The organism is Blastococcus xanthinilyticus, assembly GCF_008124835.1.
GTDB classification, from domain to species: domain Bacteria; phylum Actinomycetota; class Actinomycetes; order Mycobacteriales; family Geodermatophilaceae; genus Blastococcus; species Blastococcus xanthinilyticus.
In genome coordinates, this window is the sequence record NZ_VNHW01000002.1 from 86,930 (window position 1) to 99,611 (window position 12,682).

The window sequence follows — 12,682 nt, forward strand, 5'->3', positions numbered from 1 at the left end:
GCCTAGGTCGTCGGCGACCGGCAGAATCGCCGCCATGCGACTCGGGGTGCTGGACGTCGGATCGAACACCGTGCACCTCCTGGTGGTCGACGCCCATCGCGGCGCGCACCCCACCCCGATGCACGACGACCGCTGGCTCCTGCGTCTCGCCGAGCAGATCGGGGACGACGGGCTGCTGTCGAAGGCGGGGGAGAAGGCGCTCCTGCGCGCCGTGCAGGAGGCCTGCGACCAGGCCGAGAAGCAGGGCTGTGGAGAGCTGCTGGCCATGGTCACCTCCGCCATCCGGGACGCCGTCAACGGCCTCGAGGTGCTGGACCGCGTCCGTGAGCGGACCGGTGTCGACCTGCAGGTGCTGTCGGGGGAGGACGAGGCCCGGCTGACCTTCCTCGCGGTCCGCCGGTGGTTCGGCTGGAGCGCCGGGCGGCTGCTCATCCTCGACATCGGCGGCGGCTCCCTCGAGCTGGCCAGCGGCATCGACGAGGATCCCGACGTCGCGCTGTCGCTCCCGCTCGGCGCCGGTCGCATGACCCGGCGGTACCTCCCCGACGCCGAGCGCGGTGGCCGGCCGGACCTGGCGGCGCTGGACCGGCTCGATGCCTACGCCGGCGGCCTGCTCGAGCCTGCCGCGACCAAGCTTCGCGGAGCCGGCGAGCCGGACCTCGTGGCCGCCACCAGCAAGACCTTCCGCACGCTGGCCCGCCTGACCGGGGCCGCTCCGTACTCGGCCGGGCTGCAGGTGCCGCGCGAGCTCAACGCCGACGGCCTGGAGCAGCTGGTCGGCTTCATCTCGCGGATCGAGAGCTCGGCGCTGGCCGAGCTCCGGGGGGTCTCGCCCGATCGCGCGCACCAGGTTCCGGCCGGTGCCGTGGTGGCTGCCGCAACTCTGCGTGCGCTCGACGTACGGTGCGTGCGGATCTGTCCGTGGGCGCTGCGCGAGGGAGTCATCCTCCGCAGGCTGGACTCGTTGGGAGGGGTGTGATGGCCGAGCCGGACTGGAACCCGGACACGGGAGGTCGCTCCCTCGCCGAGATCCTGCGCGAGGCCGGCATCGAGTCCGCCGCCCGCACGGCCCGCCGCCGCCGTATCGACGACGACGACACCGGGATCCGCCAGCGCCGGGCCGACGCGGCGGCCGAGGCCGACCGCGCCGGGTACGGCCGGCGCCGCAGCGACCTGCAGTCCGCCGAGCCCCCGGCGGCGCCGGCGCGCGAGCCGCGCCCGCCCCGGCGCACCCCCGCCGGCCCGCAGACCGCCGCGATCCCGGGGCTGCGCCCCGATCGCAAGCCAGGCGTCCCGCAGCCGTCGGCGCCGGTCCCCCCGCTGCGGCGGGCGACCGAGGCGGCCGGACCCCAGCGCTCCGCCGCCCGTGCACCCGAACCAGCCCGCCCGGCCGCGCGCGCCGGAGACCCGTCCACCGGGCCGATCCCGGTCGTCCGGGCCGACGACGTCGCCGACACCGACCTCGACGCCACGCCCCGCGAGAGCGCGCTGGCCTGGCTGCGCTTCGCCGGTGAGCTGGTGATCGCCCTCGCCGCCGGGGTGGGCATCTACTTCGCCGCCACCGTGCTCTGGGAGATGGTGCCCCACCTGGCACTCCTCCTCGCCCCGCTCGCGGTGACCGGGCTGGTGGGCGGGGTCAACCTGTGGCGCCAGCGGCAGGGGGCCGAACCCGTGGGGGCCAGGCTGCTCGCCGTGCTCGTCTTCGCCGGGACCCTGCTGACCATCGCGCCGGCGGCCGGGCTGCTCGCCACGTCCTGACCGCCGGCGCTCGGTTCAGGCCTCGGCCGGCTCCTCCTCGCGGGACCCGGCGAACTCCTCGACGATCGTCGCGCTGAAGGCGTCCAGGTCGTCGGGCTTGCGGCTGGTGACCAGGTTGCCGTCGACGACGACCTCCTCGTCCACCCAGTTCGCGCCCGCGTTCCGCAGGTCGGTCTGCAGCGAGGGCCACGACGTCATGCGCCGGCCGCGGACGACGCCCGCCTCGATGAGCACCCACGGGGCGTGGCAGATGGCGGCCACCGGCTTGCCGGCGTCGAAGAACGCCTTGACGAAGGTGACCGCGTCGGCGTCGGCGCGCACGAAGTCGCCGTTGATCACGCCTCCCGGCAGCACCAGCGCCGCGTAGCCGTCGGGATCCGCGGACCCCAGGTCGGTGTCGACCGTCCGCTGCTCGCCCTTGTCGATGTGCTCGTAGGCGGTGATGGTCCCCGTGCTGAAGGACACCAGCTCCGGCTCGGCGCCGGCGTCCTCGAGGGCCTGCCACGGTCGGTCCAGCTCGACCTGCTCCACACCGTCGGTGGCCAGCACGGCCACCCTCATCCCGTCCAGTTCTCCTGCCATGCGGCGGCGCTACCCGGCCGCCGGAGCGGGCACACGCCGCGGCACTACGGTTTCGGATGTGCCCGCACGACCGCGTCCCCGCCGGCTGCTCGCCCGGCGCGCACACCCGGAGCTCTCCCCGCAGCAGGCGGTGGAGGCCGCCGGGACGCTGGTCGCCGCGGGTCGCCGGGTCTCCCTGGAGGTCGCCGACCCCGCGGCGGTCGCGGTGGTGGCGGCCGGCGTGGTCGACGCCGGGCTGGCCGACCGGTGCGAGGTGACGCTGTCGTCGGGGGCCCTTCCAGGGGGGTCGTCCGGTGTGCCGGTCGCCCGGCTCGCCGGCCTGACGGTGGACCTGGCGCTGGCCGGCCCGGCCGCGGTGGTCGACCCGGTGGCCCGCGCGCTGCCCGGGGCGCGGGTGGTCGTCGCGGCGGGTTCGCCGGCGGCCGAGGACCGCTGCCGTGCTCTCGCCGGGCGGCGGGTGCGCCTGGTGGCCGGCCGCGGCACCGGGGCCGAGCTCGCGTTCGTGCGCTGCCTCAACGTCCTGATGGCCGGCGCCGGCGAGCCGGCCGTCGCGACCGTCGATCCGCGACTGATCGCCATCACCGGTGAGCGGGCGGCCTGGAACGGCCGCACGCCTGACAGCTGGGAGCACGTCATGCCCTGGGGAGAACCGACCGAGGACCAGCACCGCGTGCTGGCCGCCGGCTACGCCGTGCGGGTGCTCGTGCCCGTCGCGGGGGACCGGGCATGACCGCCGCCGGCCGGCGGGGGCTGGCCATCATCGGCGGCGGGAAGATCGGCGAGGCGCTGCTGTCGGGCCTGGTGCGCCGTGCCGGTGCCGACGGGATCCTGGTCGTGGAGCGCAGCCCGGAGCGCGGCGCGGAGCTGACCGCGCGCTACGGCGTCCCGGCGGTCGGCCTGGCCGACGCGGCCGCCCGCGCCCGCGTCCTCCTGCTGGCGGTGAAGCCGCAGGACATCGACACGCTGCTGGGTCTGGTGGCCGGGCACGTCGACGAGGGGCACCTGGTCGTCTCGGTGGCCGCGGGGGTGCCGACCCAGCGGATCGAGGCGGCGCTGCCGGCCGGCGTGCCCGTCGTGCGGGTCATGCCCAACACCCCGGCCCTGGTGGACGAGGGGATGAGCGTCCTCTCGGCCGGGGCGCACGCGGGGGAGGAGCACCTCGACGAGGCGGAGGCGCTGCTGGCCGCCGTCGGGCAGGTGCGCCGGGTGCCCGAGTCGCAGCAGGACGCGGTCACCGCCCTCTCCGGCAGCGGCCCGGCGTACTTCTTCTTCCTGGTCGAGGCCATGGTCGACGCCGGCATCCTGCTGGGGCTGCCCCGGGCGCTGGCCGCCGACCTCATCGTGCAGACGGCGCTGGGCGCGGCGGTGATGATGCGCGACTCCGGGGAGCACCCGGTCCAGCTGCGCGAGGCGGTGACCAGTCCGGGCGGGACGACGATCGCCGCGATCCGCGAGCTCGAGCGGCACGGGGTGCGCGCGGCGCTCATCGCCGCCATCGAGGCGGCGCACGCGCGCTCCGTCGAGCTCGGTGTCGACAAGTCCTGACGTCGACACCGGCGCTGGCGACGCGGCGTGAGCGGGCGAACACGGTAGTGCACGAGCGAGTGGAAACCGCGCACTCAGCGTCATCAGCTTTTCACCGTGTCGCGAAACGCGCCGATGCGGGTGTGCACCGTGTTGCATAGGTGTAGTTCTGCCTAGGACGGACCGGTCCGCCTGTTCGTTTCAACCATCGCATCAGTCACGCCCGTCCCCTTACTCTCAGTACCAGCGCGTGCGTGTTCAGTTGCCGGTGGGGAAGCCGGCGCCACGACACGAGCTAGGTTCCGGAGACGAAGACATGACCATGCCCCAGCGCCACGCTGCCGCCACCGTCGTCCGTCCGGGGATGCCCATGCCCCGCCAGATGGGTCGCCCCATGAGCGCCGCCGCCGTCGCCCGCCCCGTGCCGGCCGCGCACCCCGCCGCCATGCCCCTCGGCCGCCCGGCCGTCCCGGCCCCGCGCGCCGCCGTCACCTTCCTGACCGTCGCCGAGGTCGCCTCGATGATGCGCGTCTCCAAGATGACCGTGTACCGCCTCGTGCACGCCGGTGAGCTCGCCGCCGTCCGCGTCGGCCGCTCGTTCCGCGTGCCGGAGCGCGCCGTGCAGGACTACCTCCGCGACGCCTACACCGACATCGCCTGAGAGAAGACGACGGCGACAGCGTCGTCGCCCGATTGCTGTGCGCGCCGAGTGGACCCCGGAGGGGTCCGCGCAGGCGCGACGAAGCGGCTCCACCCGACAGCAGCGGGCACGTGGCCGCGGTGTCGCCCGGAGGGTGACCGGGTCAGGGTCCGCGCAGGCGCGACGAAGCGGCTCCACCCGACAGCAGCGGGCACGTGGCCGCGGTGTCGCCCGGAGGGTGACCGGGTCAGGGTCCGCGCAGGCGTGACGGGCTCGCTCCGCCCGACGGAAGTGGGCTCGTGGCCGCGGTGTCGCCCGGAGGGTGACGGTGTCACGGCCCGCGGTGCGGTCCGGAGGACCGCGATGTCACGGCACCGCCGTGGGGTGGCTCGGGTACGCTCGGTCGCCGGGCGGCAGCCGGGAGAACCGGTGCCGCATGCGAGCTGATCATCTGAGTGTCGACGTCGGGAGCAACACGTGGGTTCGGTCATCAAGAAGCGGCGCAAGCGGATGGCGAAGAAGAAGCACCGCAAGCTGCTGAAGAAGACGCGCGTTCAGCGCCGCAACAAGAAGTGAGCTGACGCTCGTGCCGCCCGCGGTCGTCCTCGTCACCGGCGTGAGCCGGTGGCTGGGAGGCGCGCTGGCGGCCGAGCTCGCAGCCGACCCGGCCATCACCCGGGTCATCGGCGTGGACACCGTCCCGCCGTCGCCGGAGATGCTGCGCCGGCTCGGGCGCACGGAGTTCGTGCGGGCCGACATCCGCAACCCGCTGATCGGCAAGGTCATCGCGGCGGCGTCGGTCGACACGGTCGTGCACATGAACATCAGCTCGACGCCGGCGGGTTCGGGTGGCCGGGTGCCGATGAAGGAGCTCAACGTCATCGGCACGATGCAGCTGCTCGCGGCGTGCCAGCGGGCGCCGTCGGTGCGCCGGTTCGTGCTGAAGTCCACCAGCGCTGTCTACGGCGCCTCCTCGCGTGACCCCGCGGTCTTCACCGAGACCATGCAGGCGCGGCAGGTGCCCTCCGGTGGCTTCGCCCGCGACAGCGTGGACATCGAGGGGTACGTGCGCTCCTTCGCCCGCCGCCGCCCCGACGTCGAGGTCGCAGTGCTGCGCTTCACCAACTTCATCGGCCCGCGGATCGACTCGCTGCTGACCGGCTTCCTCCGCATGCCCCTGGTCCCGACCGCGCTCGGCTACGACGCCCGGGTCCAGCTGCTGCACGAGGACGACGCGCTGGCGGTCCTCCGCCGCGCGACCACCGGCAGCTTCACCGGCACGGTCAACGTCGGCGGCGCCGGCACCCTGCTGCTCTCCCAGGCCATCCGCCGGCTCGGCCGCATCGAGCTGCCGCTGCCCTCGCCGGCCCTGGGCTCGGTGGGGCGGCTCTCCCGCCGGTTCGGCTTCGTCGACTACTCACCCGAGCAGATGCGCTTCCTGAACTTCGGCCGGGTCGTCGACACCTCCGTGCTGCGCACCGACTTCGGTTACTCGCCGCGCTTCACCACGGCGGCGGCGCTCGCGGACTACGCCCGGACGGTGCCCCCGGTGGTCGATCCGGGCACCGTGCATTCCGTCACGGACGGTCTCCGGTCGCTCCTGGGCCGGGTCGGGGGCGCGGCGACAGCGGTCGAGCAGCGGCTGCGTCCGGCGCCGCCGGCGCCCGGGCTCCGGGCGGTGCGCGATGCCTGAGGCGCGCGTGATCCCGCTGCGCCCGGACGACGACGACCCCTACGTCCCGCCGCCGTCCTCGCCCGGCTGGGAAGGTCAGGTCGCCGGCGGGCTGGAGTTCCTGCAGCGCCGGCTCACCGGCGGGTACGACACCGACGAGTTCGGGTTCGACCCGGACCTGGCCGACCACGTGCTGCTGCCCGCGCTGCGCCCGCTGTTCCAGAAGTGGTTCCGGGTGGAGACCGTCGGTCTGGAGAACGTGCCGGCCGACAGCGGCGCCCTGGTGGTGGCCAACCACTCCGGCACCGTGCCGATCGACGCCCTGATGACCACCGTCGCGCTGCACGACGAGCACCCCGCCGCCCGCCGGTTCCGCCTGCTCGGTGCGGACCTGGTGTTCGAGATCCCGGTGATCGGCGCGATGGCGCGCAAGCTCGGCGCCACCCTGGCCTGCAACGAGGACGCCGAGCGGCTGCTCACCGAGGGCGAGCTGGTCGGCGTCTTCCCCGAGGGGTTCAAGGGCATCGGCAAGCCGTTCCGCGAGCGGTACACCCTCCAGCGCTTCGGCCGCGGCGGGTTCGTCTCGGCCGCGCTGCGCACCGGGGCGCCGATCGTGCCGTGCGCCATCGTGGGCGCCGAGGAGATCTACCCGATGATCGGCAACGCGCGGACGGCCGCCCGGCTGCTGGGCCTGCCGTACTTCCCGATCACGCCCACGTTCCCGCTGCTCGGGCCGCTGGGGCTGGTGCCGCTGCCCTCGAAGTGGCTGATCGCCTTCGGGGAGCCGATCGAGACGGCGTCCTACGGGCCCGCCGCCGCCGAGGATCCGATGCTCGTCTTCAACCTCACCGACCAGGTGCGCGAGACCATCCAGCACTCGATCTACCAGCTGCTCCTGCGGCGCAGCAGCGTCTTCGGGAAGTAGCGCGGTGGCTGGGGGCGAACCGGCCGCGCAGTGGCGGACCCGCGAGGAGCTGGCGGCCGCCACGGCGGACTTCGCCCGGCGAACGCCGGGCTACGCGGTACCCGCCGCCTTCGCCGTCGCCCGGCTCGACGGCGCCGACCTGGCCTTCGGCCGGCTGAACGGCCCCGGCCACGCCGCGCTGCTGTCCGCCGCCGTCCTGGGGCACGTCTGCGGCTACCGGGGCCGGACGGCGACCTTCCGGCTGACCGCGGCGGAGCTCCAGCGGGCGGTCGACCTGCTGGCCCCCGCCGAGGCGGCCGCGCACCTGGCGCACCCGAACCTGGAGTCGTGGCGGGAGCTGCTCCGGTCGGCCGGGCCGGACAGCGGGTTCCTCGCCTTCTTCGTCGCCGACCTGCGCGATGCGCCGGTGGGTCCGCACGACGCGGTCTTCCGCTCCCGGCTCCCCGCTCAGCTGTAGAAGGGGAGCTTGTTGCGCCGGCGCAGGGCCACGGCCCCGCCGACGAGCCCGCCCGACAGCGCCGCGGCCGCGACCGTCGGGACGCCGACCCGCGCCGCCTTCCGGCCGATGCGGTAGTCGCGAATGGTCCAGCCGCGGGCCCGGGCGACGGCGCGCAGCTCGGTGTCGGGATTGACCGCCACCGCCGTCCCGGTCAGCGAGAGCATCGGCAGGTCGTTCGCGGAGTCGCTGTAGGCCGTGCAGCGGGACAGGTCCAGGCCCTCGCGCTCGGCGAGGGCCAGCACCGCCTCGGCCTTGGCCGGGCCGTGCATGAGCTCACCGACCAGCCGCCCGGTGTACCGGCCGTCGACGATCTCGGAGACCGTGCCCAGGGCGCCGGTCAGCCCGAGCCGCTGCGCGATGATCGAGGCCAGCTCCACCGGCGTCGCGGTGACCAGCCACACCCGCTGCCCGGCGTCGAGGTGCTTCTGGGCCAGCGCGCGGGTGCCCGACCAGATCCGGTCGGCCATCAGCTCGTCGTAGATCTCCTCGCCGGCCTGCGCGATCTCCGACACCTCCCGCCCGGCGACGAACGCCAGCGCGTTCTCGCGGATGGTGTGCATGTCGTCGGCGCTCTCGTTGCCGGCGATGCGGAACTTGGCCTGCTGCCAGGCGAAGCGGGCGATGTCGCGGCTGGAGAGGTACTTGCGTGCCGCCAGTCCGCGGGCGAACCAGAAGAGCGAGGCGCCCATCATCATCGTGTTGTCGACGTCGAAGAACGCCGCCGCGGCGAGGTCGGGTTCGGCGATCGCCGGCGCGGCCACCTCGGCGGCGGCGGCCGACGCGGCGCCGGCGACGTGCGCCCGCGTCTCCTCGTCGGGACCCGCCTGGGCTCCTGCGCCCCGGCGGCCGCGCACCGACAGTCGCGGCACGGCGACCTCCCTGCCCTCGCTCGGTATCGATCCGCCGTCCCGGTCCGCCGCGAGGCGGCCGGGCAGCGGCGCTCCCGACCCTAGCCGCAGCCACGGGCCGGGTCAGGTCGTGGTCAGCACCGTCCGATGGCCAGCGGTGGCAGGCAGATCCGGACGGGGCCGGGCAGCGGCACGGTGATGACCGGTGGGCGCGGGGGCGTGCCCGTGGACGCTCCCGGACCGCCGGGCTGCGGCACCGGCGGGAGGGTCGGCACGAGCCTGCCGTCCGGCGCCGGGGGGACCACGGACGGCGGCGTGGCGGCCTCGGTGGGCGCAGCACCCTGCCCGGGATCGGCCGGCCCGTCGGGCACGGCGACCGGGGGAGCAGGCGTCCCGGGGCCCGCGGACGGCGGCGTCGCCGGGTCGGGGGCCGGGGTCACCTCCGGGGCGACCGGTGCCGGTGCCGGAGCCGGAGCCGGAGCCGGTGACGGTGCGGCCGGCGGGAGGTCGGCGAGGCAGAGGCCGGGCACCGGCCCGAGGTCGTCGTCGCCGACCGTGGCCGGGCCCGAGGAGCACTGCAGCGCGATCCGCAGGCCCGAGGCGCGCACGGTCAGCGCCCGCAGCAGGCCGGTCGAGTCGGCGTAGGCGGCCGCGGCGTCGACCGGGACCCCGGGCCCCAGCGCGTCCAGCTGGGCGGACTGCCCGCCGGTCCACCGGGCGAGCGCGTCGAGGACCATCGCGTCCCCGGTCCGGACGGCGAGCCCGGTGAGCAGCGCGGCGCCCTCGGCCGTGTGCTCGTCCATCGTCCGCAGCGTCTGGGCGACCAGCGCCACCGGGCCGTCGGCGGCGAGCTCCTCCAGCTCGTCCAGGCGGGTGCTGGCGAGCTCGAGCAGCGTCCGGCCGCGGCTGTCGCCGGCGAGGGCGAGCTGGGTCTGCTCCGTGCCGCGCTTGAGGTCGTAGAGCGGGTCACCGGGCTGGGCGCCCGCGGCCACGGCGACCAGCGCCGCCAGACCGGTGACGCCGACGGCCGCGCCGGCCAGCGCGGCGGTCAGCCGGCCCCGCCAGCGCGACGGCGCCCGGTCGACGGCCCGGACGGCGAGCAGCCGCTCGCGCAGCGGGGCGCGGGCCGGCCCGGGGGTGCGCACGGCGGCCATGGCGACCAGGCGGGCACGGGCCCGCGCGTGGTAGGCCGGGTCGGGGGCGCCGTCGAGTTGGTCGCCGAGCAGCTGGAGGCGCGTGACGACCGAGTCCTCGCGATCGCGGACGGCCAGCGGACCGGAGGGGGACGCGTCGCCGTGCCCGGTCACCCGTGCCCTCCCGTCCTCGCGCCGTGTCCGTCCGTGCCGGACGGCCCGTACCTGATCAACGACCGACCGGTCGGCCGGTTACGCGTGCGCCCGCCCGGCTCACCGCAGCCCGTCGGGCAGCAGCCCGGCCAGCCGCCGGATCGCCCGGTGCTGCAGCGCCTTGATCGCGCCTTCCTTCTTGCCCATGATCTCGGCAGTCTCGGCGACGGACAGACCCTGCAGGAAGCGCAGCACGATGCACTCCTGCTGCTCGCTCCCCAGCTGCCGGACGCAGGCCAGCAGCTGCTCGTTGGTGAGGTGCTGGAGGACGGCGTCCTCGGGCCCGTCGGTGGCTCGGTCGGCGTCCCGCATGTCGGCCGTGCTGATCTCGAGGCGGAACCGGCTGCTCTTGACCTGGTCGCGGACGATGTTGCGCGCGATCGTGACCAGCCAGGCGCCGACGTCCCGGCCCTGGAAGGACAGCGAGTCGATCCGGCGCAGCGCGCGCACGAAGGTCTCGCTGGTCACGTCCTCGGCCGTGGCCCGGTCGCCCACCCGGTGGTAGACGTACCGGTGCACCAGCGTCACGTAGTGGTCGTAGAGGTGGCCGAACGCCTCCGCGTCGCCGGCCTGGGCGCGCCGGACCAGCTGCCAGACGTCCACGTGGGCGGGGCGGGCCGCGGCCAGCTCGGCGACCAGCCCGGCGGGCAGCTCGTCCGGCTCCGGCCGGGCCGCCCCGGGCAGCGGGACGGCGGCGGCAGCGGGCGCCCGCAGCGCCTCCGCGCTCGCGCGCGGGAACGGGGTGGGCCGGGCGGGCGCGCCGGTGGACCGCTCGGCATCCAGCGGGTGCGGCATGCGGGCGATCGACCTCCTCGTCGGCCCGCCGTGCCTGGACCGTGCTCGAACGCCGCGCACGCCGGAGCGGCGCGCGCGGCTGCGGCGCTGGCCCCATGGTGACAACATCGCTCCAGCCCGTCCACGGCAGCCTGCCCGGGTGCGCCCCTGCGCGCGCGTCGGGGCGGCTGGCGCCGCTTCCGACGACAGGAGATGTCAGTGTCCGAGGCAGGCCTCTCGCTGGCCGCGCTGGTCCGCGCGGCCGCGCAGCGCGACCCGGACTCCGCGGCGGTGGTGACCGCCGACCGCCGGCTGACCTGGGGGGAGCTGGACGCCGAGGCCGACCGGGTCGCCGCCGGGTACGCCGAGCGGGGGCTGACCCCGGGGGAGCGGGTCGCCGTCCAGCTGCCGAACGGGCTGGCGTGGCTGCGGGCGGTGCTCGGTGGGCTGCGGGCGGGCCTCGTCGTCGTCCCGGTCAACACCGCCTACACCGATCCCGAGCTGGAGCACGTGCTCACCGACTCCGGGGCGGTCCTCCTCGTGGCCCCGTCGCCGCGGGCGGAGCTGGCCGGCGTGCCGGTCTGCCCGGGACCACCGGAGGGGGACGGCCCCGCGGCCGGGGTGCCCGACGACGACGACGCCCTGGCCTTCCTCTGCTACACCAGCGGCACCACCGGCCGGCCGCGCGGCGCCATGCTCACCTCCGGAGCCTTGCGCGCGAACCAGGAGCAGTGCCTGGCGATGACGCCGCTGCCGGTGCGCCGCGACGACCGGGTGCTGCTGGTGCTGCCGCTGTTCCACGTCTACGGGCTCAACGCCGGCTTCGGGCTGGTGGCCGCCACCGGCGCGTGCGCGGTGCTGCAGGAGAGCTTCGACCCCCGCGGCTCGCTGGCGGTCATGGCCGAGGAGCACGTCACCGCCGTGCCGGGCGCGCCGCCGATGTACCAGGCGTGGCTGGCCGCCGCGGACGCCGCCGGCAGCGACGCCGAGCTGCGCCGCGGCTTCGCCGCCGTCCGGGTGGCCTCGGCCGGCGCCGCCCCGCTCCCCGAGGACGTCTGGACGGCGATGCGCGAGCGGGCGGCCGTGACCGTCTGGGAGGGCTACGGCCTGACCGAGGCCGCGCCGGTGGTGGCCAGCACGCTCGCCACCGGGCGCGCCAAGCCGGCGTGCATCGGCGGCCCGGTGCCGGGGCTGGAGCTGGTGCTCCGGGACACCGCCACCGTCGGGGCGCCCGCCTCGGACGGTCCGGGCGACGAGCGGCCCGCCGGCTCGGAACCGGCCGACGGCGACGCCCCGGACCGGGCCTCCGAGCAGGCCACCGACGACACCCACGACGACGACTCCCACGACGGCTCGGACGAGGGGCCGGGCGAGATCTGGGTGCGCGGCCCGAACCTCTTCTCCGGCTACTGGCCCGACGGCGCCGACGGGCCGGGGGCCGACGGCTGGCTGCGCACCGGCGACCTGGCCTACCGCGACGCCGACGGCGACCTCCACCTGGTCGACCGGCGCAGCGACCTGATCCTGGTGAGCGGCTTCAACGTCTACCCGGCGGAGGTGGAGCGGGTCCTCGACCAGCACCCGGCCGTCCTGGAGAGCGCGGTGATCGGGGTGCCGGATCCGCGCACCGGTGCGGCGGTGCGGGCAGTCGTCGTCGTGGCGCCGGGGGCGCAGCTCCCGGTGGCGGAGCTGCAGGAGCACGCCGCGGCGTCGCTGGCCCGGTACAAGGTGCCGACGTCGGTGCACTTCCTGCCGTCGCTGCCGCACTCGCTCACCGGCAAGGTGAGCCGGGCCCGGCTGCGCGAGCTCGGGCTGACCGGGGTCGAGGACCCGGTGCCGGCCGGGGCGGGTGGGCCGGCGGATGGCTGAGCCGCGGCTGCAGCTGCTCGGCCGGGCCGGCTGCCACCTCTGCCTGACCGCCGCCGAGCAGCTGGCACCGATCGCCGCGGAGGCCGGCCTGGAGGTGCGGGAGGTCGACGTCGACACCGATCCCGAGCTGCAGGCCGAGTACGGCGACCGCGTGCCGGTGCTGCTGCTCGACGGGCAGGAGCACTCCTACTTCACCCTCGACGTGCCCCGGCTCCGGCGGGACCTCGGCCTCCGCTGACCCGGGC

At 75.9% G+C, this 12,682-nt stretch carries 15 protein-coding genes; 11 read left to right on the forward strand and 4 right to left on the reverse strand.

Features of this window, described 5'->3' with window-relative positions; genetic code table 11:
• Positions 1-34: 34 nt before the first annotated feature.
• Entirely contained in the window at positions 35-979 is a 945-nt protein-coding gene (locus tag BD833_RS03235; RefSeq protein ID WP_166531712.1) for a Ppx/GppA family phosphatase, read from the forward strand.
• Positions 979-1,758: a hypothetical protein gene (locus BD833_RS03240; protein WP_166531713.1), complete on the forward strand. Its 780-nt coding sequence runs from the start codon at positions 979-981 to the stop codon at positions 1,756-1,758. The genes BD833_RS03235 and BD833_RS03240 overlap by 1 nt, the downstream gene beginning before the upstream one ends.
• A 15-nt stretch (positions 1,759-1,773) precedes the next feature.
• Here the strand turns inward: BD833_RS03240 and BD833_RS03245 are convergent, their stop codons facing one another.
• Positions 1,774-2,340 (reverse strand): type 1 glutamine amidotransferase domain-containing protein, encoded by a 567-nt coding sequence (locus BD833_RS03245; protein WP_166531714.1) that lies wholly within the window; start codon positions 2,338-2,340, stop codon positions 1,774-1,776.
• 58 nt (positions 2,341-2,398) lie between these two features.
• On the opposite strand from BD833_RS03245, the gene BD833_RS03250 reads away from it, so the two are divergent.
• The 7 genes from BD833_RS03250 to BD833_RS03280 all read left to right on the forward strand — a co-directional run bounded on the left by BD833_RS03250 (position 2,399) and on the right by BD833_RS03280 (position 7,558).
• Positions 2,399-3,070, forward strand: coding sequence for a hypothetical protein (locus BD833_RS03250; protein WP_166531715.1), 672 nt, complete (start codon positions 2,399-2,401; stop codon positions 3,068-3,070).
• Positions 3,067-3,885, forward strand: coding sequence for a pyrroline-5-carboxylate reductase (gene proC, locus BD833_RS03255; protein ID WP_166531716.1), 819 nt, complete (start codon positions 3,067-3,069; stop codon positions 3,883-3,885). Before BD833_RS03250 ends, proC begins: the two co-directional genes overlap by 4 nt.
• Positions 3,886-4,180: 295 nt before the next feature.
• Positions 4,181-4,525, forward strand: a complete 345-nt coding sequence (locus tag BD833_RS23505; RefSeq protein WP_243737421.1) for a helix-turn-helix domain-containing protein — start codon at positions 4,181-4,183, stop codon at positions 4,523-4,525.
• A 456-nt stretch (positions 4,526-4,981) separates the two neighbouring features.
• A complete protein-coding gene (locus tag BD833_RS03265) occupies positions 4,982-5,080 on the forward strand; it encodes a 30S ribosomal protein bS22 (protein WP_012854759.1) in 99 nt (32 codons plus the stop codon).
• A 10-nt stretch (positions 5,081-5,090) separates the two neighbouring features.
• A complete protein-coding gene (locus BD833_RS03270) occupies positions 5,091-6,197 on the forward strand; it encodes an NAD-dependent epimerase/dehydratase family protein (RefSeq protein ID WP_166531717.1) in 1,107 nt (368 codons plus the stop codon).
• On the forward strand, positions 6,190-7,101 hold the full coding sequence (locus BD833_RS03275) for a lysophospholipid acyltransferase family protein (protein ID WP_166531718.1): 912 nt from the start codon (positions 6,190-6,192) through the stop codon (positions 7,099-7,101). Before BD833_RS03270 ends, BD833_RS03275 begins: the two co-directional genes overlap by 8 nt.
• A gap of 4 nt (positions 7,102-7,105) precedes the next feature.
• On the forward strand, positions 7,106-7,558 hold the full coding sequence (locus BD833_RS03280) for a hypothetical protein (protein ID WP_166531719.1): 453 nt from the start codon (positions 7,106-7,108) through the stop codon (positions 7,556-7,558).
• On the opposite strand, the gene BD833_RS03285 is transcribed toward BD833_RS03280, so the two are convergent.
• The 3 genes from BD833_RS03285 to BD833_RS03295 form a co-directional block, all read right to left on the reverse strand.
• Complete coding sequence (locus BD833_RS03285; protein ID WP_208092311.1) at positions 7,549-8,469, reverse strand: HAD family hydrolase; 921 nt, start codon at positions 8,467-8,469, stop codon at positions 7,549-7,551. The two genes, BD833_RS03280 and BD833_RS03285, sit on opposite strands and share 10 nt — an antisense overlap.
• Before the next feature lie 113 nt (positions 8,470-8,582).
• Entirely contained in the window at positions 8,583-9,755 is a 1,173-nt protein-coding gene (locus BD833_RS03290; protein ID WP_166531720.1) for a DUF5667 domain-containing protein, read from the reverse strand.
• 99 nt (positions 9,756-9,854) lie between these two features.
• Positions 9,855-10,589, reverse strand: coding sequence for a sigma-70 family RNA polymerase sigma factor (locus tag BD833_RS03295; RefSeq protein WP_166531721.1), 735 nt, complete (start codon positions 10,587-10,589; stop codon positions 9,855-9,857).
• 192 nt (positions 10,590-10,781) lie between these two features.
• Between BD833_RS03295 and BD833_RS03300 the strand changes: the two genes are divergently transcribed.
• The gene (locus BD833_RS03300) at positions 10,782-12,437 is read left to right on the forward strand and encodes an AMP-binding protein (protein WP_243737422.1); all 1,656 of its coding nucleotides are present in this window, start codon (positions 10,782-10,784) and stop codon (positions 12,435-12,437) included.
• Positions 12,430-12,675, forward strand: a complete 246-nt coding sequence (locus tag BD833_RS03305) for a glutaredoxin family protein (protein WP_166531723.1) — start codon at positions 12,430-12,432, stop codon at positions 12,673-12,675. Before BD833_RS03300 ends, BD833_RS03305 begins: the two co-directional genes overlap by 8 nt.
• Positions 12,676-12,682: the final 7 nt, after the last annotated feature.